The sequence below is a fragment of the Sphingopyxis sp. GW247-27LB genome, from assembly GCF_002277025.1.
GTDB lineage: Bacteria > Pseudomonadota > Alphaproteobacteria > Sphingomonadales > Sphingomonadaceae > Sphingopyxis.
This window is the reverse complement of the sequence record NZ_NIWD01000007.1, coordinates 94,658-120,099: the sequence shown is the minus strand read 5'-3', so window position 1 is coordinate 120,099 and position 25,442 is coordinate 94,658. Positions and strand designations below refer to the sequence as shown.

Genomic DNA, 25,442 nt, shown 5'->3' with positions numbered 1-25,442 from the left:
GTTCAGGCGGCGCGCTTGCGCCGCCACCGCCAGACGAGCCAGCCGGCGAGCGCCGCAATCACCAGCAGCAGCACCGGGATCACGATGCGCATGGTCCCCGCCGTCTTGTCGTAATTCTCGACGAAGGTCAGCGCCGCCGGCTTGGTCTTGCTGCCCACTATATTCCACGCGACGACCTTCAACGGCGCATCATTCTCCGCATAGAAGCGGAGCGATACCGTGGTCCACTTGTCCCGCCCGGTCCCGACGACGACCACTTCCTCCTGCCGTTGCTTCAGCCCGTTCGTGATGTTGCCGTTCCACTGATAGGAGGCGAGCTCCCATGTCGCTCCCGCGCCGGGACATTCGCGCGGCAGCAGCGGGACCGCGTCCTTGACCGACCGGACGACCCCGGGATGCAGCGCCGGGGTGACGCTCTCGGGATCGGTACAAAACCGCTGACCGACCGATACGAGCTCGGCCTGCCGCTCGCGCGGGACGAGCTTGTCGAGCGCAGCCTGAAAGCTGCAGCCGGCCAGCGACAGGATGAGGAGTGTCGCCGCCGGCATCCAACGGATTTTGCGCATGATTCTTCCCCCCTATTTCAGGGAGAATGGCGCATATCCGCGTCGCTGGCCAGTGCGAATGGACGCGCCGTCAGTCGACGTGCTCGGGTTTACCCTTGCGCGAGCCCTTGGCGAACGCCTCAAGCTGTTTTTCGCTCATGCTGTCGACCATCTCGCGCGAGGCACCCTTGAGCTTCGACTTGGGCGTATCGCCGCGCTTGGCGCTCAGCGCGGCCCCGGCGGCTTTCTGCTGGGCCTTGGATTTGGCTGGCATGACATATCTCCTGCCTGCCCCCCGCTAACCATTAACGATCGTGCCCCCGTTGGGATGCAGCACCTGACCCGACATATAGCTGCTGTCGTCGCAGGCGAGGAACAGGAAGGCGGGCGCCACCTCATTGGGTTCGCCCGGGCGCTTCATCGGCGTGCCCTCGCCGAAATGCGCGACCTTGTCCGCAGGCGCGCCGCCGCGTGGGTTGAGCGGGGTCCAGATCGGGCCGGGCGCGACCGCGTTGACGCGAATGCCCTTCGCCACCAGATTTTCACTCAAGGATCGGGTGAATGCGGTGATCGCGCCCTTGGTCGCGCTATAATCGAGTAGCCCCTTCGACCCCTGATACATCGTCACGCTCGTGCAATTGACGATCGCCGCGCCCGTGCCGAGGTGCGGCAGCACCGCCTGCACCAGATAGAACATGCCGAAGATGTTGGTCGCGAAGGTGCGCTGGAGCTGGTCGGGGTCGATGTCGCGAATGTCGGCGGCGGGATGCTGCTCGCCGGCATTGTTGACCAACACGTCGATCCGCCCGAGCTTCTCGATCGTCCGCGCGACGATCTTGTCGCCCGCCGCCACCTTGCCGACGTCGGCCTTGATCGTGATCGCGCGCCGCCCCTCGCCCTCGACGATCGCCGCCGTGTCGTCGGCATCGCCCTTGTTGCCCAGATAGACGATCGCGATGTCGGCGCCCTCGCGCGCGAAGAGCGCGCAAACGGCGCGGCCGATGCCGCTGTCGCCGCCGGTAACGATCGCGACCTTGCCGTCGAGGCGGCCCGAGCCGGGATAGCGCGGCTGCCATTTCGGCGCGCGAGCAAGATCGGCTTCGCGGTCGCTCGGCGGCTTCGCGATCGATTTTGCCTTGCCGACCTCCTGCGCGAGCTTCGCCGCGGCGCGCTTCTTGCCCTTCTTCTCCTTCGCCGTCTCACCGACCTTTCCCGCTTTCGGTTGCTTCGCCATGCGGTTCCTCCTCAGCTCGCAGGCAGGAAGTCGCGGGCATATTCGGGCTTGACCGCGTTCACGATCGCTTCCGACATCGGCAGGTTTATCTTGTAGCTCCCTTCCGCATAGGGACCGATCTCATAGGGCGCGATCGCGATCGTCAGGCGGTCGAGATATTTGCCGTCGGACGATCCGAGCCAGACGGTCTGCGCCGAAGCCGACGGGCATTTCCCGAAAGGACTGTCGGGCTCGCGCGACCAGGTCATGCCGCGCGCCGTTTTCGTGCGCTCGATCGCGGCGCACAGATCGTCGTTCGCCGCCTTGTCGAACGCCTCGCCGCTCTTGAACAGGTCGAGCGGCTTCAGCCGCTTGGCATGATTGCGGTCCCACAGCAGCGAGTCGAAGCTCTGCATCCCGTGTGCGCCGCCCATATAGGTCGCGATCTCGCTCGACAGGCTCAGAAAGCGCCGCGTGTCGGTGATCCGCTTCCAGCTCTGAAGATGGCTGTGCGCATGATAGGGAAAACCCTCCTTGTCGGCGACCGCCTTGTCGCGCTCGGCCGCTTCGACGAGGGCACTGCGCTGCGCCGCACGGTCGCTGTCGAGCCACGCCGCTAGTTCCGGAATCCGCGCCGCCTCGACCGGATAGCTGTAAGCGAACTCGATCAGATCGTTCGTTTCCTTGACGTCGGAAGCGGTCGCATTTTTCGCGGCCACATCCTCCGCGCCGCCGGGAGGCGCACCGGGAACCGCGGCAGCGGCAGCCTTCTCGGCGGGGGTCTGGGCCTTCTCCGAACAGGCGGAGATAAGCAGCGCGCCCGAAAGGAGAAGCGCCGCGGTTCGATAGCGTCGGATCATCGTCATAGCGGCACAACGCGGGGAATCGACAAAGGTTCGCGTCGGGCCTAGCACCCTTCGCATGACCGACTATTCCGACCTGATCCAGCCCGACAAGGGCCAGGAAGCGCGCGCCATCCATCTCGTCGACACGAAAAACTACGACGAATGGCTGAAGGGCCGCAGTGCCCGCGAACGCGCGTATCTCGCCGCCGCCGCTTACAAGCCCGACGCCTTCGCCCATGCGATCCTGCCCGGCGACGAGGCCGAAAGCTGGTCCGTCGTCACCGCGGTCGCCGATGCGGACAAACTGTCGGCCTGGTGCCTCGCGAAGCTCGCGCAGACGCTCCCCGAAGGCCGCTACCGGCTCGACGGGCGCCAACCGGGCAAGGCGCTGTTCGGCTGGATGAGCGGGCAATATCGCTTTGACGCCTATCGAACCAAAAGCGAAGCGCGCGGAGCGCGTGTGCTGCTGACCGCCGATGTCGGCGCGATCGCGCCGATGATCGCCGAGATGCGCGGCGTCGCGCTGGTCCGCGATCTCGTCAACACGCCCGCCGCCGACATGGGGCCGGCGGCTATCGAGAAAGAGGCCGAGCGTATCGCCAAGGCGCACGGCGGCACGCTGACCGTCACCAAGGGCGAGGCGCTCGAACAGGGTTATCCGATGATCCATGCGGTCGGCCGGGCCGCTGCCAAGCATCATGCGCCGCGGCTGATCGAGATCGTCTGGGGCAAGGAAGACCATCCGCGCGTCGCGCTGGTCGGCAAGGGGATCAGCTTCGACAGCGGCGGGCTCGACATCAAGCCCGCAGCGGGAATGCGACTAATGAAGAAGGACATGGGCGGAGCGGCGCACGCGCTCGCCCTCGCCGAACTGGTGATGGCGACCGGCCTGCCCGTCCGCCTCCATTGCCTCGTCGCAGCGGCGGAGAATGCGATTTCGGCCGACGCCTTTCGGCCGGGCGACGTGCTGAAGAGCCGCAAGGGGCTGACGGTCGAGATCGGCAACACCGACGCCGAGGGGCGGCTGGTGCTTGGCGACGCGCTGGCGAAGGCGGGCGAGGACACACCCGAGCTGATCGTCGATTTCGCGACGCTGACTGGCGCGGCGCGGGTTGCGCTCGGCCCCGACCTGCCGGCGCTCTACGCCAATGACGATGCACTCGCGGACGACCTGATCGCCGGCGGCGGCGACCGCGACGATCCGCTGTGGCGGATGCCGCTGTGGGACGGCTATGCCGACCTTCTCGAAACCGACATCGCCGACCTCGGCAATGCGGGCAGTTCGGCCTTCGCCGGATCGATCACCGCCGCGCTGTTCCTGAAGCGCTTCGTCCCCGAGGGGACGCCCTGGGCGCATTTCGACACCTTCGCGTGGCGGCCCTCGGCAAAGCCCGGCCGGCCCAAGGGCGGCGCGGCGCTCGGCCTCCGTGCCGCCTGGGCGATGCTGCAGGCGCGCTACGACCGGCGCGGACGCAGCCGCGGCGCCGATTGAACATTCTTGATCAAGCCCGCCCCGCTGGTCTAATGGCGCGCGATTGGCCGCCCCAGAGGCGGAGGTGCTATTAACAGGACGGCATGTGACAGCAGAAACGGGCCTCAATTCCGCGATCCATCGCGTGCGCATGGGGCGCCCCGGCGTCGTCGGCGCCGGGCGCGATCGCTTCGGCCTGACCGGCATGTCGCAGAGCTTCGATCCGCGCGTCGTGGCGATCCGCCCCGACCTCGCCGACATCGCGGTCGCCGGCATCCATTTCGCCCCGCATTATGCCGCGCCGATGATGCGGAGCGGGGTGCTGCCCGCCGCCGCGATGCGCGCTGCGCCGACGCTCGACGCCGACCAGACGAGCGAGCTCCTGTTCGGCGAAGGCTTCGCGTTGCTCGACCTGACGGGCGGCTGGGCGTGGGGTTACAGCCTTGCCGACCATTATGTCGGCTATCTCGCCGCCGAGGCGCTCGGCGCGCCGATCGCGCCGACGCACCGCGTAGCGATAGCCGAGGCGATGCTGCATTCGTCGCCCGACGCCGCGAGCGGCGGCCCCGCGGTGCTGCCTTATGGCGCGCTCGTCATGGGCGAGGAGGCTCCGGGTCAGGCGGGGGGCGAATGGCTTGAAACCCCGCACGGCTTTCTCCCGCTGTCGGCATTGGTCGAGGTCGGATCGCCCGATGCCGATCCCGCCGCGGTCGCCGAAGCGATGATCGGCGCGCCCTATCTGTGGGGCGGCCGCACCGCCAAGGGCATCGACTGCTCGGGCCTCGTCCAGATCGCCTGGGCCGCGGCGGGCGTGCAGCTGCCGCGCGACAGCGACCTGCAACTCGCCTCGCTAGGTACCGACAAGGATGTGAACCCCGCCGATCTCGCACGCGGCGACCTCGTCTTCTTCCCCGGCCACGTCGGCATCATGGCCGATCACGACACGGTCATCCACGCGAGCCGACGATGGATGGCGGTCAAGACCGAGCCGCTCGCCGACGTCGTGACGCGATCGGCGGAGAAGGGACATCAGCCGCCGGTGAGCGGCATGAAGAGATTGCGATAGCTTCATCATGACACAGACGGTTTTCATCGACGGCGCGGCGGGAACGACGGGCCTCGAAATCGCCGAGCGGCTCGCGGGGCGGGCCGAATTTTCGCTGATCACGCTCGACGAGGCACGCCGCAAGGATGTCGCCGCGCGCGCCGAGGCGCTGAACGCCGCCGATTTCGTCATCCTCTGCCTGCCCGACGACGCCGCGCGCGAGGCGGTGGCGATGATCGCGAACGATCGCACCCGCGTCATCGACGCCTCGACCGCGCATCGCGTCGCGCCGGGCTGGGTTTACGGCTTTCCCGAAGTCAGCGGCCATGACGCCGTGGCCGAGGCGAAGCGCGTGTCGAACCCCGGCTGCTATTCGACCGGCTTCATCGCGCTGGTCGCGCCGCTGGTGCGCGCGGGGCTGATCCCCGCCGACTGGCCCTATATCTGCCATGCGGTCAGCGGCTATTCGGGCGGCGGCAAGGCGCTGATCGAGCGCTTCGAGGCCGACCGCGACATCGCATGGCGCGGCTATGCGCTGGCGCTCGGCCACAAGCATGTGCCCGAAATGCAGGCGCGCTGCGGCCTGTCGGTCGCGCCGCTCTTTTCCCCCGCCGTCATCCCCGCGCATCGCGGCATGGTGGTCGAAGTGCCCCTGCCGCTCGCGGCGATGCCCGGCGCGGCGACGCCCGGCGCGCTCCGCGACGCGCTCGCGACCTTCTATGCCGCCAGCCCGGTGGTCGGCATGGGCGCGGCGCCGGAAGACGGCGAACTGCTGCTGCGCGCCTCCGACGGCGGCAGCGACCGGCTCGACCTGTTCGTCTTCGCGGCTGCCGACGGCAGCCAGGCACGCCTCGTCGCGCGGCTCGACAATCTGGGCAAGGGCGCGAGCGGCGCCTGCGTCCAGAGCCTCAACATCATGGCAGGCTTGCCCGAAACCGCGGGCCTGCGCCTCTAGACCTGTCCCGCTGCGCCCGCCCGATAACCGATGGCGGCGCCGCATCGGCGTGGTAAGAGGCAGGCATGGGCATGTCTTTGCAGGATAAAGCCGAAGATTCGGCCTTCCCGGCGCGCTCCGCGACCTGGCGCCGGCATCCGGACATTCTCCTGCCGCTCGCATTTGTCGCCGCGCACGCATCCGCGATCGCCCTCGGCGGCGGCAAGGCCTGGCTCCTGTCGCTGCTTTTTCTGGTTTTCGCGCCGCTCCTGGCGACCGCGGCCTGTTTCCAACGCGCCCGGCGCGACGCCTTCGTGGAGGGCTGGATCGCACTGGGGGCCGCGATGCTGCTGTGGGCCGGCGGGATGGCGAGCAATCTGCTCGCGGGGTTGTGGCTCGACAGCTGGTCAGGTGCCGCCGGTTTCACCCTGTTGCTCTTCATCCTCTACGGCGTCCCGATCATCTTCGTGCTCGCGGCCCCCGACCGCGAATCCTGGCCGGTTCGCTTGATCGACGCGGCGCTCGCGGCGATCCTGGGCTATCTGTTCTTCCGCCACACCTTCGCCTTTGCGACGCTGGCCGACACGAGCGCCTCCAATCTGCTCGCCCTCCGTCTGATGTTCGACATCGAGAATCTGTTCATCGCGCTGTTCGCGGCGATCCGCTTTCTGGCGAGCGCCGATCCGGTTCGGCGTGCCTGTTTTCGCAGTCTGACCCTCTTCGCCTTCGCCTATCTGGCGACCGCCGCCTTCATCAACCATCTCTATGCCGACGTCTATTATGGATCGCCGTCGGACCTGGTGATCGGGCTGCCGTTCACTTTGCTCGCGGGCCTCGCGATCGCGCACCACATGCCGGGCAAGGGCGTGCTCCGCACCTCGCCGGCCTTTCCGCATGTCGTGCAGGCCGCGGCGCCGCTGATGCTGCCCGCGACGCTGCTGATGGTTTCCGCTTCGCTGGTCCGGATCGACCCCGCACTGGCGATAGCGGGCTGCGGCGCGGCGATCCTCGGCTATGGCCTGCGCACCATCCTCGTCCAGCTGCGCAGCCTCGACGCCCAGAGCCGGCTCGAGCGGCTGTCGCGCATCGACGCGCTGACCGGCCTCGCGAACCGGCGCCAGTTCGACGAAAGCCTGCGCCGCGAATGGGATCGCGCCGCACGGTCCGGAAACGGGATGGCGCTGCTGATGATCGACGTCGATCAGTTCAAGCTGCTCAACGACGGGCTTGGCCATCCGGTGGGCGACCAGCGGCTGCGGGCCGTGGCAGAGGCGCTGGCCGGCTGCGCGACGCGCGGGTCCGACCTCGTCGCACGCTATGGCGGCGAGGAGTTCGCGGTGATCCTGCCCGCCGCGAATCTCGCTGAGGCGATGGCGCTCGCCGAAACGATTCGGTGCGCGGTCGAACGCCTCGATCTGCCTTCGCCGGCCCCGGGCGGTCGGGTCACGGTGAGTATCGGCATCGGCCATGTTGATCGGGCCGAGGGCGGAAACGCCGCGCTGTTGATCGCCGACGCCGATGCCGCGCTCTATCGGGCGAAGCGGGACGGCCGCAACCGCTCGATCGCTTCGGCCAAGAACAGCATGGCCGATTAACGCGGAGGGCTCGCCTCAATGCACCGTGTCGAGCGCGCTCTCGACCGACAGATAGGTGATCAGTCGCTCGATCTGCCGCCAGCGCGCGAAATGAAGATGGTTGCCGAGCACGCGATATTGCTCGGCGCGCGCCGCCGCGGCGAAGCCCGCTTCGTCGCCGTGCAGATCGATCAGCGCATAGGCGTCGTCGACCGCGGCGCGATCGGCGAGAAAAGGTGCTGAAAGCTGCATCGCGTCCCCGGTTTCCGTGTGGAGACCGGGCTGTAGCGATCCGCCCTGACCGCGCCGTTCCCAACCGTGATGAACAGTCAGGTAAGGTTAATCGCGGGCGCCTTTCTGTTAACCCTGTCGCGCCCGCGTTTCGCCCCTTTGCCGCCGCGATCCGCCGGTGTAGACAGACAGCATGCGCAAGATCCTGAAATATGCCGCCCTCGCCCTGGTCGTCCTCCTGATCGCCGGCGGGATCACCTTCTATGTGATGTCGCGTCCCGACGTCGCGCGCTTCTCGACCGCCGAACTCAGCGGGCGGGTGCCGGTGATGGCGGCGCAGCGGCCCGAGACCTTCCCGACGATGAACGTGCCCGAGGCGACCCATTGGCCCGCAGGCCAGGCACCGACGGCGGCGGCGGGGCTGGCGGTTCAGCGCTTCGCCGAAGGCCTGGACCATCCGCGTTCGATCTTCGTGCTGCCGAACGGCGACATCCTCGTCGCCGAAGCGCAGAGCCCGCCGCGCGATACCTCGGGCATCGAGGGCAAGGTGATGGGCAGCCTGATGAGCAAGGCCGGCGCCGGCGGCGCGTCGGCGAACCGCATCACCCTGCTCCGCGATGCCGACGGCGACGGCAAGGCCGAGGTCAAGAGCGCCTATATCACCGGCCTCAACTCGCCCTATGGCATGGCGCTGGTCGGCGACACCCTTTATGTCGCGAACACCGACGCGCTGCTCGCCTTCCCCTATGTCGAGGGCGCGACGAAGATGGCGGGCAAGCCCAAGAAGATCGCCGACCTGCCCGCGAAGGGCACCAACCGCCACTGGACCAAGAGCCTCGTCGCGGCGCCGAACGGCTGGCTCTATGTCGGCGTCGGCGCCGACAGCAATATCGGTGAAAAGGGCGTGAACAACGAGTTCCGCCGCGCCGCGGTACTCGAGGTGCGGCCCGAGAACGGCTATGTCCGGACCTTCGCCGCGGGTCTGCGCAACCCGGTCGGCCTCGCCTGGTATCCGGGCAGCGACCAGCTCTGGACCGTCGTCAACGAACGCGACATGCTCGGCTCCGACCTCGTTCCCGACTATCTGACCAATGTCGACGAGGGCGATTTCTTCGGCTGGCCCTGGTATTATTGGGGCGGCTTCGTCGACCCGCGCGTCGAACCCGACGCCGAAGATCGCCGGCAATATGTCAAGCGCCCCGACTATGCCCTTGGCGCGCATGTCGCGCCGCTCGGCTTCACCTTCACCGAGGGGCTCGATCTCGGCGAGCGATGGGCGAACGGCGCGCTGATCGCGCTGCACGGATCGTGGAACCGCGAGCCGGTGTCAGGCTATAGCGTGGTATTCGTGAAGTTCGGCGCGCGCGACAAGCCCGTCGATGCGCTGCCGGTCACCCTGCTCGACGGCTTCCTAGCCAAAGACGGCAAGACGACGCGCGGCCGCCCCGCCGATGTCAAGGTCGCGAAAGACGGGAGCGCGCTGGTCGCCGACGATACCGGCGGCGTGATCTGGCGGGTCGCGAAGGCAGGGTGAGCAAAACCCCTCCTCTTCAGAGGAGGGGCAGCGAGACTTGCGCGCTTTGCGCGCTAGTCGCAGCGGGGTGGTGCCGGACATCTTGCGCGCCACCACCCCAACCCCTCCTCTGAAGAGGAGGGGCTTAAGGAATGTCACACCCGCATCGGCATCAGCACATAGAGCGCCGGGCTCTTCTCGCTTTCGCGGATCAGCGTCGGCGCGTTGGCATCGGCCAGATGCAATTCGACGCTGTCGCCGTCGACCTGGCCCAGGATGTCGGACAGGTAGCGCGCGTTGAAACCGATCTCCATCGCGTCGCTGTCATAGCCGGCCGCCAGTTCCTCGGCCGCGGTGCCGTTCTCGGGGCTAGTGACGCTCAGCGTGATGCGGTCCTTGTCGAGCCCGACCTTGACCGCGCGGGTCTTTTCGCTCGCGATGGTCGAGACGCGGTCGACGCCCTGGAACAGGCTCTTGGGATCGACCTTGAGCAGCTTGTCGTTCGCGGTCGGGATGACGCGGCTGTAGTCGGGGAAGGTGCCGTCGATCAGCTTCGAGGTCAGCACGGCGTTGCCGAGCTGGAAGCGGATTTTCGACGCCGACAGGCTGATCTCGACATTGCCTTCGGCCTCGTCGAGCAGCTTGCGGATCTCGCCGACGCATTTGCGCGGCACGATGACGTCGGGCATGCCGGTCGCGCCTTCGGGGCGCGTCACCGTGTAGCGCGCCAGCCGATGACCGTCGGTCGCCGCGGCCTTCAGCACCGGGCCGGTCGCATCCTCGGCGACGTGCAGGAAGATGCCGTTCAGATAATAGCGCGTTTCCTCGGTCGAGATGGCGAAGCGCGTCTTGTCGATGATCTGGATCAGCTCGGCGACCGGAAGTTCGAAGCTGGTCGGCAGGTCGCCTTCGGCGATCACCGGGAAATCGTCGCGCGGCAGCGTCGGCAGGTTGAAGTTCGAGCGGCCGGCCTTGACCTGCATCTTGCCTTCGGCGGCCGACAGGCTGACCTCGGCGCCCTCGGGCAGCTTGCGCGCGATCTCGAACAAGGTGTGCGCCGACACGGTGGTCGTGCCCGGCGTCTCGACCTTCGCCGCGACGGTCTCGACGACCTGCAGGTCGAGGTCGGTCGCCATCAGCTTCAATTGGCCCGAGGCGTCGGCCTCGATCAGCACGTTCGACAGGATGGGAATGGTATTGCGCCGTTCGACCACCGACTGGACGTGGCCGAGGCTTTTCAGAAGCACTGCGCGTTCGATCGTCGCTTTCATTCTAATTTGTCATCCCTGCCTGTTCGGGAGAAGTCCCTGAAGGGGCGGCGGCTCGCGGGCGATTCGGCGCCGCGATTCCCTGCCCCTGAAAATGTCCACCTTCCTTAACGCACGCACCGCGCCGCGCAAGCCATGCTTGCAAAGCATCCCCAATCGCGCAAACGAGGGTGCGATGCGGCGCGCCCTTCCATTCCTTCTGACGCTGGCCCTTCCCGTGGCCGCGGCGGCGGCGCCCACCGCGCTCGGCGTTTTCGACGGCTGGGGCGCCTTCCGCGATCCGGCCGCCCCGCGCTGCTACGCGATCGCGGCGCCCGCGGCGACGATCGGCGCGCCCGAGGTCAAGGGCTATGCGAGCGTCGGCTATTGGCCCAAATCGCGCATCCGCGGCCAATTCTACGTCCGCCTCTCGAAGCCGCGGCGCGACGGCGCCGAACTGCGCCTGACGATCGGCAGCCGCCGCTTCATCCTGACCGGCAACGGGGTCCACGGCTGGGCGAGCGACACGCGGATGGACGCGGGGATCATCGCGGCGATGCGATCGGCGCCGAGCATGAGCGTCGAGAGCGTGTCCACGCGCGGCGGAGCGATCGCCGACACCTATCGCCTGCGCGGCGCCGCGACCGCGATCGACGCGGCGGCACTGGGTTGCGCGCGGCTCGGATAGGTGGCTAGTTCCGCCCCAGCCTCGTTAACGCGCTCGCCAGAAAATCGAGCACCGTCCGCACCCGCGGCACATGGCGGAGCCGCTCATGGGTCAGCAGCCACAGGCCCGTCGTGTCCTCGGTCTTGGGCGGAATGCAGCGGATGAGATCGGGTTCGCGGTCGGCCAGGAAAGCCGGCAGGATAGTGAGCCCCATGCCCGAACGCACCCCGGCGAGCAGGCCCGACGCCGAATCATATTGCATGACCACCGACGCCTCGAGCCGATATTGCCTGAGCCAGGCCTGATAGGGCTCCCACACCGAACCGCCGCCGCCGATGAAGGGGTGGGTGACCAGCTCGTCGCGGCTGTGCGGGATGCCGTGAAGATCGGCATAGTCGCGGCTGCAATAGACGGTCCACGGGTTGTCGGCGATGCGCCGCCCGACGAGACCTGCGCCCGCAGGCTGCTTGCTGCTGCGGATCGCGATGTCCGCCGCGCCCGCGGCGAGATCGCGGGGCTCGTCCGAAGTGTCGAGGTGGATGTGGATTTCGGGATGCGCCGCGCGCAGGTCGCGCAGGATCGGCGGCAGGATGGTGATCGCGAAAATCTCCATCGTCGTGACGCTGACGGTGCCGCCCGCGTCGCGTGACCGGGCGCCCGCCGCTTCGCCAAAGCGCGCGGCGGCATCGCGAACCGCCGCCGCGCTCGCCAGCATCGCCTCGCCCACCGGGGTCAGCGCATAGCCCGCCTGCCGGCGCTCGAACAGGTTGAGGCCCGTCGCCGCCTCCAGCGCCGCGATACGCCGGGCGACCGTCGTCTGGCTGACGCGCAGCGCCTGCGCCGCGGCGAGTGTGCTCCCGGTCTCCGCGACCGCGAGAAAGGATTTAAGATCGTCCCAATCGAACATGGCGTCTTTTGCGCAATAACAGCGCGAACCGCATTCTGCAATTTTGCAGAATGACCGCGCAACATCGTTGCTCCTCGGGCCGCGAACGATCGATTATCTGGATCTCCACCGGCTTCCTCCCCTCCCCTACAGCCGGACGATGGAGACAAGAGATGCCCAAGCTTCTGATCCTCGCCGCCCTGGCCGCCGCGCCGATTGCCCAGCCTGTCACCGCGCAGACCACGCCCGCACCAAGGACCACGGTCGTGGCCCACGCCGACCTCGACCTCGCGACCGAGAAGGGCGCCCGGACGCTCGACCGCCGTATCTGGCGCGCGGTCGTCTCCGTATGCGGCACCGCCCCCGACTATGACCTCGAAGGCAAGAACGACGTCCGCGAATGCCGCCGCGAAACCCGCGCGCTCGCTTCGGCCGAGGCCCAGCAGGTGATCGCCGACGCGGCGCGAGCCCGGCCGATTCGCGTCACAACCCGCGCCAAATAGCGGGCGTCACCAGACGCCGGGCAACAACCGCCAGCGGACGCGCGCGGCGTAGGCGGGATAGCCCGGCAGCTCGCGTTGCAGCAGCCGATCCTCCCACGCCGTGCGCAGGATCAGCACCCCGCTCGCCACCAGCGCGGGGACGAGCGCCCACAGGCTGCCGAGCGCGAGCGCCATGCCGGCGAAGAGCAGGATCGCCGCCGAATAGCCGGGATGCCGGACACCGCGATACGGCCCGCTGTCGATCACCCGCTGGTGCCGCTCGGACTGGATGCGCACCCCGGGCTCGAAGAAGGGATTGACCGCCTGCGCCCACGCCGTGACCGCGATCCCCCCAAGCAGCGCGGCATAGCCCGAAACGACGAGCCAGAGCGGCACGTGCGACCCATGAAGGCGCCCCGCGTCGAGCGCCGCGACCGGCAGGATCGCCACCATCGCGGGCAGGATGACCGCGAGCAGCGCCTTGTCCCAGCCCTTCGTCCCCGGCTGGAACCGGCTGCGCGCGCGATAGATCACCGGATTGACGCGCGCGAGGACCAGCCCCGACACGCCGAAGCCGATCACCACGACGGCGACGAACAGCCAGCCCGGCCGCCAACCGAGCGAACCCGCGGGCCAAAAGATCAGCAGCAGCAGCGAGAGCGGCAGAGTGATCGCATAGACGACTATCTTTGCCGGCGGCATCGGCGGAGGATCGTGCGGCGTGTCCATCATCCGGGCCCTTTCAACCGCGCGTGTCGAACGCCGTCCGCGCCGCTTCCACTTCGCGCAGATGCGCCTCGGCCCAGTGCCAGACGCCGCAAAAGGCTTCGCCGAGGCTCTGGCCCAGCTCGGTCAGCCGATATTCGACCTTGGGCGGGATCACCGGATGAACGGTACGGTGGACGAGCCCGTCGCGCTCCATCGCGCGGAGCGTCTGGGTCAGCATCTTCTGGCTGATGCCCGGAACGAGCTGCGCGAGGCGGGTGAAACGGCAGGTGCCATGCTCCTCCAGCTCCTCGAGCACGAGCAGAGTCCATTTGTCGGCGACTCGCCCGATCAGCTCGTTGACGAGCGTTTCGACGCGCGGGTCGACCGGCGCATCGGGATCGTAGGGTCGTTTTTCGGACTGCGGCATGTCGGAAAATCCATTTCTCTCTTTAAGGTAACTATAGCACTTTCGGGTGCCTACTTTCTTTTGGAGAGTATAAGCATAAATAGGCCTCCTCACCACCCCCAAGCGAGGATCTCCCCATGAAGACCACAGGCAACACCATCCTCCTCTCCGGCGGCGGCTCGGGCATCGGGCTCGCGCTCGCGCAGCGCTGGCACGATGCAGGCAACACCGTCATCATCACCGGCCGCAACGCGACGAAGCTCGAGGCCGCGGTCGCGGACCGCGCGAACCTCCACGCGATGACGCTCGACGTCACCGACCCGGACGCCATCGCCGCCTTCGCGAAGGCGATGATCGCCCGATTTCCGGCGCTCAACATCCTCGTCAACAATGCCGGCGTGATGATGTACGAAGCGGCGGGCGCCGAACGCGACCTGGCCGACGCCGAGACCACCGTCGTCACCAATCTGCTCGGCCCGATCCGGCTGATCGACGCGCTGATCGACCATCTCGTGGCCGCGCCCGACAGCGCGATCGTCAACGTCACCTCGGGTCTCGCCTTCGTGCCGCTGCCCAAGGCGCCGACCTATTCAGCGACCAAGGCGGCGCTGCACAGCTATACGCAAGCGCTGCGCGTCCAATTGGAGGGCCAGGTCGAGGTGATCGAACTCGCCCCGCCCGCGGTACGCACCGAACTGACCCCGGGCCAGTCGACGCGCGAGGCCTATATGCCGCTCGACGCCTTCGCCGACGAGGTGATGGCCTTGTTCGCGGCAGAGCCGACGCCGGCCGAAATCCTCGTGCAGAATGTCCTGCCGCTGCGCAACGCCGAAGCCGACGGCGCGGTGGCCGAGCGGCTGGCGTTTCTGAAGGCCCTCTAATCTACACCCTCCCCTTCAGGGGAGAGCGCGAGACTTACGAACTTGTTCGTTAGTCGCAGCGGGTGGGGCCGTCGACCTTGCGCAAGACCGACGGCCCCMCCCCAACCCCTCCCCTAAAGGGGAGGGGCTTGAGATTGCGCTTTTCCTCCTTCCCCCCTATATGCGCGCGCATCATGCAGATCCCCGGCCATATCGACCCGATCACCACGGGCACCGTTCCGCTGCGCGGCGGCAATCGCGTCGACCTTGTCGGCCTGACGCGCGAGGGGATTCGCGGCGCGCTCGAAGAGGCCGGGCTCGACGCCAAGGCGGCGAAGCTGCGCGGCAAGCAGATTTGGCACTGGATCTATCACCGCGGCGTCACCGAATTCGACGCGATGACCGACATCGCCAAGACGATGCGCCCGTGGCTGACCGAGCGCTTCATCGTCGGCCGCCCGACCGTCGTCACCGCGCAGGTGTCGAACGACGGCACGCGCAAATGGCTGCTGGCCGCCGCCGACGGCCAGGAATATGAAATGGTGTTCATCCCCGACGCCGACCGGGGAACCTTGTGCGTGTCGAGCCAGGTCGGCTGCACGCTCAATTGCCGCTTCTGCCACACCGGCACGATGCGCCTCGTCCGCAACCTCTCCGCGGGCGAGATCGTCGGACAGGTGTTGCTCGCGCGCGACGCGCTCGGCGAATGGCCGAAGGGAACGATGGCGTCGGCCCCCGATGCCGACGACGAGGACGACGACGCGGGCCATTACACCGCCGACGGCCGCATGCTCACCAACATCGTGATGATGGGGATGGGCGAGCCGCTCTATAATTTCGATGAGGTCAAGGGCGCGCTGAAGATCGTCATGGACGGCGACGGCCTGGCGCTGTCGAAGCGGCGCATCACCCTGTCGACGAGCGGCGTCGTCCCGATGATGGCGCGCGCGGGCGAGGAGATCGGCGTCAACCTCGCGGTCTCGCTCCACGCGGTGAACAAAGAGGTGCGAGACGAGATCGTGCCGCTCAACCGCAAATATGGCATCGAGGAGCTGCTCGCCGCCTGCGCCGCCTATCCCGGCGCCAACAACGCGCGGCGCATCACCTTCGAATATGTGATGCTGAAGGACAAGAACGACAGCGACGCCGATGCGCGCGAGCTCGTCCGCCTCCTCAAGCAGTACAAGCTGCCCGCGAAGGTCAACCTGATCCCCTTCAACCCCTGGCCCGGCGCGCCCTATGAATGCTCGTCGCCCGAGCGCGTGCGCGCCTTCAGCAACCGGATTTTCGAGGCCGGCATCTCGGCCCCGATCCGCACCCCGCGCGGGCGCGACATCATGGCCGCCTGCGGCCAGCTCAAGAGCGCCGCGACCAAGCCGACCCGCGCCGAACTCGACCGGATCGCCGAAGAAAAGCAGGCGGCGCTGGGCTGACGCCCGCGCCCGTTCCGAACATCCGCCGGAGCTGCCGCTGCCCGCATTCGCGAAAGGGCGCACCCGATCGCCACCGCGCATACCTATGCTGTGTTGCAAAAACAACACAGGTAAGAAAATTGTCATATTCTGAACGGCGCATTCATTGACGCGACAGGTGCGAACGCCATCTAGGGCGCGGGCCGCGACCCAAAGGGCGTGGTCCAGATCAGAGAAAAGGAATAGAAAATGAAGAAGTTCGCAGTTGCAGCCGCTCTCCTCTCGGCCGTCGTTGCTGTCCCCGCCATGGCTGCCGAAGGCGGCGAAGGCCGGGTCGAAGTGCGCGGCGGTTACGTCACCGGCAGCGGCCTCGACGACGCCACCCTCGGCGTCGCGGCCGGCTATGACTTCGACCTCGGTTCGACGACCTTCGTCGGCGCCGAAGTCGCCGGCGACAAGGTGCTGATCGACGGCGCCGACGTCCAGTTCTCGGCCGGTGGCCGCTTCGGCACCAAGGTCGGCGAAAAGGGCAAGCTCTACGCCGCCGGCGGTTACACCTTCAGCGACATCGACGATCCCTATGCGGGCGTCGGCTATGAGCACAAGCTGGGCACCAACCTCTACGGCAAGCTCGAGTATCGCCACCAGTTCATCGGCAACTTCAGCGACTTCGACAGCTTCGCCGTCGGCGTCGGCTTCGCCTTCTGATCCGTTCGGACGGACGCGAAAACAGGAAGGGGCGGCCCCGCGGGGCCGCCCCTTTTTATTTGGGTGGTGGAGGGTCGGGCAGCCGGAAGCAAATGGCGGCTAACCGCCGCAACCCGCCGATCAATAGCCCATCAGGCTCAGCACTTCCTTGCGGCTGCGCTCGTCCTCGAGGAAGCAGCCGAGCAGACGGCTGGTGACCATGCCGACCCCGGGCGTGCGGACACCGCGGCCCGTCATGCAGCCGTGCTGCGCGTCGATCACGACCGCCACGCCCTGCGGGTGCAGATTTTCCCAGATGCACTGCGCAACCTCGGCGGTCAGTCGCTCCTGCACCTGCAGCCGCCGTGCGAAGCCGTTGAGGACGCGGGCGAGCTTGGAAATGCCGACGACGCGGTCCTTGGGCAGATAGGCGATCGACGCCTTGCCGGTGATCGGCGCCATATGATGTTCGCAATGCGACTGGAACGGAATGTCGCGCAGCAGGACGATCTCGTCATAGCCGCCGACTTCCTGAAAGGTGCGCGACAGGTGGGCCGAGGGGTCCTCGCCATAGCCCTGACAATATTCCTTCCACGCGCGCGCGACGCGCTTCGGCGTATCGAGCAGTCCCTCGCGCGTCGGGTCGTCGCCGGCCCATTCGATCAGCGTCCGGACCGCCTCCGCGACATGATCCGGAACGACGACCTTGCCGTCCGTTCCCAGTTCGACATCCTGCGTCATGACCCCGCTTTCACTGTTGCTATCATGTCGCACATGTCGGGCCAATCGGCGCGTTGCGCAAGGGCCCGGCGACAAGAATTTCGAGCCTTCGGCCAAGTTTACGTTGCGGAATCGGGACCTTTTTACCCCTTGGAGTCGCGCGATATTCTTGTGCTTTGCTCTTATGAACAAGTGACTTGACGCTTTCGTCAACTCGGAGCACCTTTGGGGTCTTACAGAGTCCGCTCAAGCGGGCCGTAATCCGGAGAGGCCGGCGTTTTTCCCCGACGCCGGTGGGAGAGGACGATGACCAGCACAGCTGGCAGGTGGGATCAATGCCGGCACCCGACCGATCAGGTCCGGTGTCCGTGGCTGCGCCCGGTCATGCCCCTTCCCCTTACCACAATTTGACGTTGGGCGGCCCCGCACATCGCGGGGTCGAAACAGGGAGGCAATAGATGAAGTTCAAGGCACTGATCGGAACCTCGGTCCTGGCGATGGCGGTCACGACACCGGCGTTCGCGCAGGATGCGGCTGATGATACGGCGCGCGATGCTTTCGGCGGCGAGATCGTCGTCACCGCGCAGCGCCAGTCGGAACGTCTGCAGGACGTGCCGATCGCCGTCAGCGCCTTCTCGTCCGAAGCGCTCGAAGCGCAGCAGATCAAGACGCCGTCGGACCTGCAGTTGACGCTGCCGAACGTCACCTTCACCAAGACCAACTTCACCGGCGCGAGCTTCACCATCCGCGGTATCGGCGACCTTTGCGTCGGCACGACCTGCGACAGCGCGACCGCGATCCACCTGAACGGCGACCCGCTGTTCTCGACCCGCCTGTTCGAAACCGAATTCTTCGACCTCGAGCGCGTCGAGGTGCTGCGCGGCCCGCAGGGCACGCTGTTCGGCCGCAACGCGACCTCGGGCGTGGTCAACGTCATCACCGCCAAGCCCAAGCTGGGCACCTTCGAAGGATCTGCCGAAGCCGAATACGGCAATTATGATTCGATGAAGGGCAAGGCGATGATCAACATCCCGCTGGGTGACACCGCGGGCATTCGCGTCGCCGGCATTTACCTCAACCGCGACGGCTATACGAAGAACACCTTCCTCAATACCCGCATCGACGATCGCGACCTCTATTCGGTCCGCGGCTCGCTGCGCTGGGAGCCGACGTCGGACACGACGATCGACCTGATGGCGTCCTATTTCCGCGAAAAGGACCAGCGCACCCGCATCCAGAAGCAGCTGTGCCAGCGCGACCCGACCGGCATCCTCGGCTGTCTGAACACGCGGCTCGACAATTCGCCGTTCAACGGCAACGCGACCTTCACCGCCGCGCTGACGTCGAAGGAGTTCCTGGCGATCCGGGGTATTCCGACGATTTTCGCGCTCGGCAGCCTCTATGGCTCCGACGTCTATGCCAATACGACGATCCCAGCGGATTCGCGGACGGTGAATACCGCCTATACGCCCAGCTATTTCACCAGCGAACTGATCCTGCAGGGCCAGATCGAACATAATTTCGGCCCCGTGTCGCTGCAGGTGTCGGGCCAGTATCAGAAGGTCAAGCTCGAAGCGCAGCAGGACTACAACAGCAACGTCGGCGACCGGTCGCTCTATGCGAGCGGCCTGAATTTCCTGCAGCTGGGTGCCAGCGGGGCGCTCGACGGTCTGATTCCGGGCATTTCGGCCTATCTGGCGCCGGTGGCGGCGTCGATCATTCCGAACGGCCCGACCGGCCAGCTCTGCACCTCGCTTTCGGACGACAGCGGCCTCGGCAGCTTCGGCGGCAACAGCATCTGCTCCGACCAGTCGCTCCAGTTCGACCGGTCGAACCAGTATAACAGCAGCTGGTCGACCGAGGCGATCCTGACCAGCGACCTCGACGGGCCGTTCAACTTCCTGCTCGGCGGCATCTATGCCGACTATCACCTGACCGAGAACAGCTATTATGTGAACGCCTTCCCGATCGATTATCTGACGGGTGTCCTGGGAGCGTTCAGTTCCTATGCCAACGGCCTGCCGCCGTCCTTCCTCGGCACGCCTTTCTTCCGCAACAACACCGACGATCTGAAGATCAAATCCTACGGCATCTTCGGCGAAGCCTATTTCGAGGTGAACGACCGGCTGAAGCTGACCGCCGGCCTGCGCTACAACAACGACAAGAAGAGCGTGCTCGCGCGCTCGACGCTGGCGAGCTTCCTCGTGCCCTTCGGCCAGACCGGCACGGCGTTCGATTCGCCCTTCGTCGGCAGCTTCGATGCCGACCCCGGCACGCCCGGAAACCAGATCATCCAGGGACGCACGGTCAAGTTCAGCGAATGGACGGGCCGCGCGGTCCTCGATTTCAAGGTGACCGAGGATAACCTCCTCTACGCCTCCTATTCGCGGGGCTATAAATCGGGCGGCATCAACCCGCCGCTGCAACCCGTGTTCGCGGTGCCCGAATCCTTCGCGCCAGAGCAGGTCGACGCCTTCGAAATCGGGTCGAAGAACGCCTTCGGCAACGGCGCGCTGCAGCTCAACCTCACCGCCTTCTACTACAAGTACAAGGATCTGCAGCTCAGCAAGATCGTTGCCCGTACCGCGGTCAACGACAATGTGGACGCCGACATCTACGGCTTCGAGGCCGAAGCCATGATCCGGCCCGATCCGGACTGGGTCGTCAACCTGGGCTTCAGCTATCTCCATACCAAGGTGTCGAGCGACAAGTTCACCAGCAACCCGCGCGATTTCGGCGGCGGCCGCGATGATGCGGTGATCATCAAGGACATCACCAACGCGGCCAACTGCGCGGTCGCGTCGTCCTCGGGCAATGCCGCCGGCGTGAATGCCTTCGTGAACACGGTCAACACCGTCATCAACGGCGGCATCGATCTCGACCAGAACGGCGTTTACAACGGCGACGACATCCGTCCGGGCGCCGGCCTGCAGGGAACTACCGGCTTCGGGGCCAACAGCGGGATCGCGTCCACCGGCGCGTTCAGCGTCTGCGGCATTCTCGACGCTGCGGCCAGCGGTGCCTTCGCAGGCGCGGGTCTCGACCCGGCGGCGTTCGGCGGCATCGATTATTTCTCCGCCGGCATTCCGGTGAACATCAAGGGCAACAAGCTGCCGCAGGCCCCGAATTACAAGTTCAGCGCCGGCGTCCAGTACACTGCGCATATGGGCGACATGACGCTCGTCCCGCGCTTCGACCTCGCCTACACCGGCGACAGCTATGGCAGCATCTTCAACGGCAACGTCAACAAGATCAAAGGCTATGCCCAGGTCAATGCGCAGCTGCAGCTGAACGGCGCCGACGACAAATGGTTCGTGAAGGGGTTCATCCAGAACATCTTCGATGCGAACAGCGTCACCGGCCTTTACATCACCGACCAATCGTCGGGGAACTACACCAACATCTTCACGCTCGAACCGCGCCGCTACGGCATCGCGGCGGGGGTGCGCTTCTGATCTGACGAAGACACCGGCCAAAGAAAGACCCCGGCCCCTCGATGGAGGGACCGGGGTTTTTCTTTGCCCAGAGAGACGGGCGGAGCGGAAGGACCGCCCTGCCCTGCCCGATCAGAATTTGAAGCGGCCGGTCACGCCATAGGTGCGCGGCTGGCTGGGGTAGCCCGAGACGCTGCCCGACTGCGCGACGGCGGGGAAGATCGTCGTCAGATAGCGCGCATTGGTCAGGTTGCGGCCCCACACCCCGAGTTCCAGCCCGTTGTTCAGCGCGAAGGTGAAGGAGGCGTTGAGCTGGTTCACCTCGCGCTTGAACTGGTCGGAGAAGCCGGTGGGGAAACCCTGCAGGCCGTCGACCAGGCGCGTCGGGCTTTCGTAGAGATAGTCGACGTGGAAGATCGCGCGGTTTCCGTCGCCGACCTCGGCGGTATAGGTCGCCCCCATCGCCGCCGACAGGTCGGGGATGCCCGAAGGCTTGGTGCCCGAAATATCGCCGAAGGCCGAGCCGGTGAAGCTGTCATACTTGGGGTCGAGCCAGGTCACGGCGAGCGTCAGGTTGAGCCCGTCGACCGGTCGCACCGATCCGTCGAACTCGACGCCCCAGGTCGACTGCTTGCCGGCGTTGGCGAGCGCGAAGCCGGTGCCGGTGAAGATGTTCGACTGGAAGCCCTTGATCGACTGCTTGAACACCGCGAGGTTGACCGCCGCGACCGACCACTGGCCCTTGAGCCCGACTTCATAGACTTCGGATTCCTCCGGCCCCGCGAAGCGCGTGCCACCGACGAGGTTCGGCGTGGTCAGCCCCGCGGCATCGATCGCGGGGAGGTCCGACGCGAGCGGGCGGCTGTCGCGCGACAGGTTGATCGAGCTCGCCTTGAAGCCCGTCGCATAGGTCGCATAGACGTTGACCGTGTCGGTCAGTTCATAGGCCAGGCGCGCGCTCCAGGCGAGATCCTTGTCGTGCGTCTTGCCGGGCTCGACCGCGTTCGGGACGTTGAGGAAGGGCGGCAGGAACTGGAAATCCTTCAGCCCAGCGAGGGGGTTGGCGCTGCTGCCGTCGGGCAATGTGATCGTCGGGTTCGCGGCCAGATAGGCGGCCGTGACCGGATCGACGCCCGCCCCGACGAGAAGCGCCTGACGGAAGGGCGTATATTGCGGCGCGTCGAGGTCGATCGCCGAGAAGGTGTCGGTGCTGACCACGTCGGTCGAGAAGCGCTTGCGGTCCTGCGTATAGTTGGCGCCCGCGGTGAAGGTCAGCCGGTCGGTGAGCTCGAAATCGACCGTGCCGAAGATCGACCACGACGTGTTCTTCATCCGATAGGCTTCGTCGAAGCCGTCACCGGCGCGGAAGAAACGGCCCGCATATTGCGCCGGGTTCCCGTCGAAGGTTCCCAGGAAGGTTTCGAGCGCCGGCACGCTCAGCGCCCCGCCGCTCGCCGCCTGGATCAGCGCATTGCCGTAATTGCGGAAATCGTCGCCGAAGAAGAGCTGGTTCTTCTGGTCGATCTTTTCGTTGAAATAATAGCCGCCGAGCAGGAAGTTGACCGGGCCGTCGAAGTCCGACGTCAGGCGCGCTTCCTGGGTGAAGGTGTTGATCGCGACGTCGTCGCTCTTGCGGCCGATGAGGTCTGCGGCGGTGAAGTCCGAATCCTGGTTGGCGAAGGAGCGCACCTCGCGATAGGCGGTGATCGAGGTCAGCGCCATGTTGCCGAGATCATAGTCGATCTGCGCCGACCCGCCGTAGTTCTTGATCCGGTTCTCCGACAGGAAGTTGTTGTAGACGTCGTAGGAGAAGGGGTTGTTGGCATCGACGCTCGGGCCGCCAACCAGCGCGTTGGTGATCGCCACCGTCGGGCCGGCAACGACATTGCCCGCGATGCAGCAATTCTCGTCGATCTTGTCGTAATCGCCGATCAGGCGGATCGACAGCGTGTCGCTCGGCTCGAACAGCAGCTGACCACGAACGCCCCAGCGGTTGCGGTCGTTGACGTCCTGGTCGAGGTGGAGGTCGCGGGCATAGCCGTCGCGGCGGTTGTAGTTGCCGCCGATCGAGAAGGCGAGCGTGTCGCTGATCGGGCCGGTGATGTCGCCCTTGACGACGATCGCGTCATAATTGCCGTAGCTCGCCTCGAGCGAGCCGCCGAATTCGAACTGCGGCTTCTGCGTGATGATGCTGATCACGCCCGCCGAGGCGTTCTTGCCGAACAGCGTCGACTGCGGGCCGCGCAGCACCTCGATACGCTCGACATTCGGAAGGTCGCCGATCTGGGCGGCCGAGCGCGAGCGATAGACGCCGTCGATGAAGACGCCGACCGACGGTTCGATCCCCGCGTTGTTCGCGCCGTTACCGAAGCCGCGGATGATGAAATTGGTGTTGGCGCTCGACTGGAGTTGGCCGACGCGCAGGCTCGGGACCGAGCTCTGGAGGTCGATAAGGTCGCGGATCTGCGAATTCTGGATATCGGCGGCCGAGGTCACCGAAACGGCGACCGGCGTGTCCTGCAACGTCTGCGACCGCTTCGACGCGGTGACGATGATGTCGTTGCCGTAATCGATGGTATCGGCCGGCGCTGCGGCATCGTCCGCGGGCGCGGCATCCTGGGCGAAGGCGAAAGCGGAGGTCGTCGCGGCGCACAGCATGGTGGCGCCCAACAGCAGGTTGCGCAAAGTCATCATGTCTCTCCAACCGGCGAAGCTCGGGCCCTATGGCCTCAGGAGGGGATGCTCCACCGGTGACTGATGGCTGTAATACGCCGGCCCGCAAGGTCAACGCGGCGCGCCGATACTGGCCGATTTCGCCGCGCATTTGTGGCTAAAAAGCAACAGTTTACGTTACGGAAGCGGCGCAGCAGGCTGCCGGACGCGATGCCGTGGATTGCCGATAGCGGCCGCTTGGCCTTGCCTCCCATACGAAATGGGGGCCGGCATCGCTGCCAACCCCCACTATCCGGTTTTTGCTTCCAGCCGCTCGCTCCGATTCATCCCGGCCCGCTTCTCTTGCGATCAGCGGCCCGCAAAACGATCCGTCGCCGCGCGCACGGAACCAATCCGGCGGCGGTTTGGTCGGCCCCCTTTCGGGGGCCGGCCGCACCTGGAAAGCCCTTCATCATCTGGTCCGAGCCTCTGCCGAAGCAGTCGCTCTTGTCCGGCGATGGACTGCATTTCCATTCCGGTCGGGTTCGCTTCAACTCGTGGGAATTGCTGCGTTCCGTGACCGGAGTATCGGTCTACGTCCTCGTCGATCCGCTCCGTTCCCTTCGGGTTGGTCTTGCAACCATCCTTCGCGTCCCGGTGGTCCGACGTCTCTGTCGTCCGATGATTGGAAGCTGACACGAAGCCCGTGGGCCGCCAACAAAAAACACGCCGAAAACCGCCACGCTTGTGGATAAGTCCGGCATTAGCAACTTGGCTTTGCTGCGCAGCATTTTTGTAACAGCAGCGCAACATTTTCGGATTCGAAGCGGGACCTTTTTGGCCTCGGCATAAAAGCGACTCGGACGTTTCGATCCCCGACTCGGGGATCACGCGCGTCCGAGGTCGCCCTTGCCCACCGTGCCCGACGCCATCTCCAGCATGCGGTCGAGGCTCTTCTTCGCACCCAGGCGCAGTTCCTCGTCCATCTCGATCCGCGGCTGGAGATCGCGCAGCGCGAGGTAGAGCTTCTCCATCGTGTTGAGCGCCATATAGGGGCAGATATTGCAATTGCAGTTGCCGTCCGCGCCCGGCGCGCCGATGAAAGTCTTATCGGGCAGCGCCTTTTCCATCTGATGGATGATGTGGGGCTCGGTCGCGACGATCAGCGTGTCGCCCGGAAAGCTCTTCGCGAACTGCAATATGCCGCTCGTCGACCCGACATAATCGGCATGGTCGATGATGTGCGGCGGGCATTCGGGGTGCGCCGCGACCGGCGCGCCCGGATGCTGCGCCTTCAGCTTCAGAAGCTCGGTCTCGCTGAACGCCTCGTGCACGATGCACACGCCCGGCCACAGCAGCATCTCGCGCCCGAACTTGCGGTTCAGATAGCCGCCGAGGTGACGGTCGGGGCCGAATATGATCGGCTGGCTCTCGGGGATCTGGCTGATGATCGTCTCGGCGCTCGACGAGGTGACGATGATGTCGGAGAGCGCCTTCACCGCCGCCGAGCAGTTGATGTAGGTCAGCGCGATATGATCGGGATGCTCGGCGCGGAAGCGCTTGAACTGTTCGGGCGGGCAGCTGTCCTCGAGGCTGCATCCCGCGTCCATGTCGGGCAGCACGACGATCTTTTCGGGGCTCAGTATCTTTGCCGTCTCGGCCATGAACTTGACGCCGCAGAAGGCGATGACGTCGGCGTCGGTGTCCGCCGCCTTGCGCGACAGTTCGAGGCTGTCGCCGACGAAATCGGCGAGGTCCTGAATCTCGGGCTTCTGGTAATAATGCGCCAGGATCACGGCGTTGCGGTCCTTGCGCAGCCGGTCGATCTCGGCGCGCAGGTCGAGACCCGAAAGATTTTCGCGGATGGGAGCAGTCATGGCTTGTCCTTGTCGTGGCGTTGGCCACGGGCC

At 66.2% G+C, this 25,442-nt stretch carries 23 protein-coding genes; 11 read left to right on the top strand and 12 right to left on the bottom strand.

Annotated elements, in window-relative coordinates; genetic code table 11:
- Positions 1-2: 2 nt before the first annotated feature.
- From CD928_RS07025 to CD928_RS07010, 4 genes are all read right to left on the bottom strand, one after another.
- Complete coding sequence (locus CD928_RS07025; protein WP_095386403.1) at positions 3-566, bottom strand: hypothetical protein; 564 nt, start codon at positions 564-566, stop codon at positions 3-5.
- Positions 567-636: 70 nt separating this feature from the next.
- Positions 637-819, bottom strand: coding sequence for a DUF3008 family protein (locus CD928_RS07020; RefSeq protein WP_095386402.1), 183 nt, complete (start codon positions 817-819; stop codon positions 637-639).
- Positions 820-843: 24 nt separating this feature from the next.
- Complete coding sequence (locus CD928_RS07015) at positions 844-1,779, bottom strand: SDR family oxidoreductase (RefSeq protein ID WP_095386401.1); 936 nt, start codon at positions 1,777-1,779, stop codon at positions 844-846.
- 11 nt (positions 1,780-1,790) lie between these two features.
- Complete coding sequence (locus tag CD928_RS07010; protein WP_255247069.1) at positions 1,791-2,618, bottom strand: DUF3298 and DUF4163 domain-containing protein; 828 nt, start codon at positions 2,616-2,618, stop codon at positions 1,791-1,793.
- Positions 2,619-2,679: 61 nt separating this feature from the next.
- On the opposite strand from CD928_RS07010, the gene CD928_RS07005 reads away from it, so the two are divergent.
- The 4 genes from CD928_RS07005 to CD928_RS06990 all read left to right on the top strand — a co-directional run bounded on the left by CD928_RS07005 (position 2,680) and on the right by CD928_RS06990 (position 7,648).
- Positions 2,680-4,095, top strand: coding sequence for a M17 family metallopeptidase (locus tag CD928_RS07005; RefSeq protein WP_095386399.1), 1,416 nt, complete (start codon positions 2,680-2,682; stop codon positions 4,093-4,095).
- Between the two features lie 85 nt (positions 4,096-4,180).
- Positions 4,181-5,140 (top strand): C40 family peptidase, encoded by a 960-nt coding sequence (locus CD928_RS07000; protein WP_255247068.1) that lies wholly within the window; start codon positions 4,181-4,183, stop codon positions 5,138-5,140.
- A gap of 7 nt (positions 5,141-5,147) precedes the next feature.
- Positions 5,148-6,074, top strand: a complete 927-nt coding sequence (argC, locus tag CD928_RS06995; protein WP_095386397.1) for an N-acetyl-gamma-glutamyl-phosphate reductase — start codon at positions 5,148-5,150, stop codon at positions 6,072-6,074.
- Positions 6,075-6,139: 65 nt separating this feature from the next.
- Positions 6,140-7,648, top strand: coding sequence for a GGDEF domain-containing protein (locus tag CD928_RS06990; protein WP_255247067.1), 1,509 nt, complete (start codon positions 6,140-6,142; stop codon positions 7,646-7,648).
- A gap of 15 nt (positions 7,649-7,663) precedes the next feature.
- On the opposite strand, the gene CD928_RS06985 is transcribed toward CD928_RS06990, so the two are convergent.
- On the bottom strand, positions 7,664-7,879 hold the full coding sequence (locus CD928_RS06985) for a hypothetical protein (protein WP_095386396.1): 216 nt from the start codon (positions 7,877-7,879) through the stop codon (positions 7,664-7,666).
- A gap of 172 nt (positions 7,880-8,051) precedes the next feature.
- Here CD928_RS06985 and CD928_RS06980 point away from each other — a divergent pair, with 172 nt between their 5' ends.
- The gene (locus CD928_RS06980; protein ID WP_095386395.1) at positions 8,052-9,392 is read left to right on the top strand and encodes a sorbosone dehydrogenase family protein; all 1,341 of its coding nucleotides are present in this window, start codon (positions 8,052-8,054) and stop codon (positions 9,390-9,392) included.
- Positions 9,393-9,526: 134 nt separating this feature from the next.
- Here the strand turns inward: CD928_RS06980 and dnaN are convergent, their stop codons facing one another.
- A complete protein-coding gene (dnaN, locus tag CD928_RS06975) occupies positions 9,527-10,642 on the bottom strand; it encodes a DNA polymerase III subunit beta (RefSeq protein ID WP_053552906.1) in 1,116 nt (371 codons plus the stop codon).
- 172 nt (positions 10,643-10,814) lie between these two features.
- Between dnaN and CD928_RS06970 the strand changes: the two genes are divergently transcribed.
- Positions 10,815-11,306, top strand: coding sequence for a hypothetical protein (locus CD928_RS06970; protein WP_095386514.1), 492 nt, complete (start codon positions 10,815-10,817; stop codon positions 11,304-11,306).
- A gap of 4 nt (positions 11,307-11,310) precedes the next feature.
- Here the strand turns inward: CD928_RS06970 and CD928_RS06965 are convergent, their stop codons facing one another.
- Positions 11,311-12,192 carry a LysR family transcriptional regulator gene (locus CD928_RS06965; RefSeq protein WP_095386394.1) on the bottom strand — a complete coding sequence of 294 codons (882 nt, stop codon included), beginning with the start codon at positions 12,190-12,192 and terminating at the stop codon, positions 11,311-11,313.
- A 152-nt stretch (positions 12,193-12,344) separates the two neighbouring features.
- Here CD928_RS06965 and CD928_RS06960 point away from each other — a divergent pair, with 152 nt between their 5' ends.
- Positions 12,345-12,674 carry a UrcA family protein gene (locus CD928_RS06960; RefSeq protein WP_095386393.1) on the top strand — a complete coding sequence of 110 codons (330 nt, stop codon included), beginning with the start codon at positions 12,345-12,347 and terminating at the stop codon, positions 12,672-12,674.
- 6 nt (positions 12,675-12,680) lie between these two features.
- On the opposite strand, the gene CD928_RS06955 is transcribed toward CD928_RS06960, so the two are convergent.
- Both CD928_RS06955 and CD928_RS06950 read right to left on the bottom strand, forming a co-directional pair.
- Entirely contained in the window at positions 12,681-13,382 is a 702-nt protein-coding gene (locus tag CD928_RS06955) for an isoprenylcysteine carboxylmethyltransferase family protein (RefSeq protein WP_095386513.1), read from the bottom strand.
- A gap of 13 nt (positions 13,383-13,395) precedes the next feature.
- Positions 13,396-13,788 carry a helix-turn-helix domain-containing protein gene (locus tag CD928_RS06950; RefSeq protein ID WP_095386392.1) on the bottom strand — a complete coding sequence of 131 codons (393 nt, stop codon included), beginning with the start codon at positions 13,786-13,788 and terminating at the stop codon, positions 13,396-13,398.
- A gap of 116 nt (positions 13,789-13,904) precedes the next feature.
- Between CD928_RS06950 and CD928_RS06945 the strand changes: the two genes are divergently transcribed.
- From CD928_RS06945 to CD928_RS06935, 3 genes are all read left to right on the top strand, one after another.
- Positions 13,905-14,648 (top strand): SDR family oxidoreductase, encoded by a 744-nt coding sequence (locus CD928_RS06945; RefSeq protein WP_095386391.1) that lies wholly within the window; start codon positions 13,905-13,907, stop codon positions 14,646-14,648.
- Between the two features lie 173 nt (positions 14,649-14,821).
- A complete protein-coding gene (gene rlmN, locus CD928_RS06940; RefSeq protein WP_176473493.1) occupies positions 14,822-16,060 on the top strand; it encodes a 23S rRNA (adenine(2503)-C(2))-methyltransferase RlmN in 1,239 nt (412 codons plus the stop codon).
- A 228-nt stretch (positions 16,061-16,288) separates the two neighbouring features.
- On the top strand, positions 16,289-16,747 hold the full coding sequence (locus CD928_RS06935) for an outer membrane protein (RefSeq protein ID WP_095386390.1): 459 nt from the start codon (positions 16,289-16,291) through the stop codon (positions 16,745-16,747).
- 120 nt (positions 16,748-16,867) lie between these two features.
- On the opposite strand, the gene folE is transcribed toward CD928_RS06935, so the two are convergent.
- A complete protein-coding gene (gene folE / locus CD928_RS06930) occupies positions 16,868-17,467 on the bottom strand; it encodes a GTP cyclohydrolase I FolE (protein WP_095386389.1) in 600 nt (199 codons plus the stop codon).
- Between the two features lie 437 nt (positions 17,468-17,904).
- Here folE and CD928_RS06925 point away from each other — a divergent pair, with 437 nt between their 5' ends.
- The gene (locus CD928_RS06925) at positions 17,905-20,901 is read left to right on the top strand and encodes a TonB-dependent receptor (RefSeq protein ID WP_095386388.1); all 2,997 of its coding nucleotides are present in this window, start codon (positions 17,905-17,907) and stop codon (positions 20,899-20,901) included.
- Between the two features lie 111 nt (positions 20,902-21,012).
- On the opposite strand, the gene CD928_RS06920 is transcribed toward CD928_RS06925, so the two are convergent.
- Both CD928_RS06920 and nadA read right to left on the bottom strand, forming a co-directional pair.
- Positions 21,013-23,571, bottom strand: a complete 2,559-nt coding sequence (locus CD928_RS06920) for a TonB-dependent receptor (protein ID WP_255247066.1) — start codon at positions 23,569-23,571, stop codon at positions 21,013-21,015.
- 848 nt (positions 23,572-24,419) lie between these two features.
- Entirely contained in the window at positions 24,420-25,409 is a 990-nt protein-coding gene (gene nadA / locus CD928_RS06915) for a quinolinate synthase NadA (protein ID WP_095386387.1), read from the bottom strand.
- Positions 25,410-25,442: the final 33 nt, after the last annotated feature.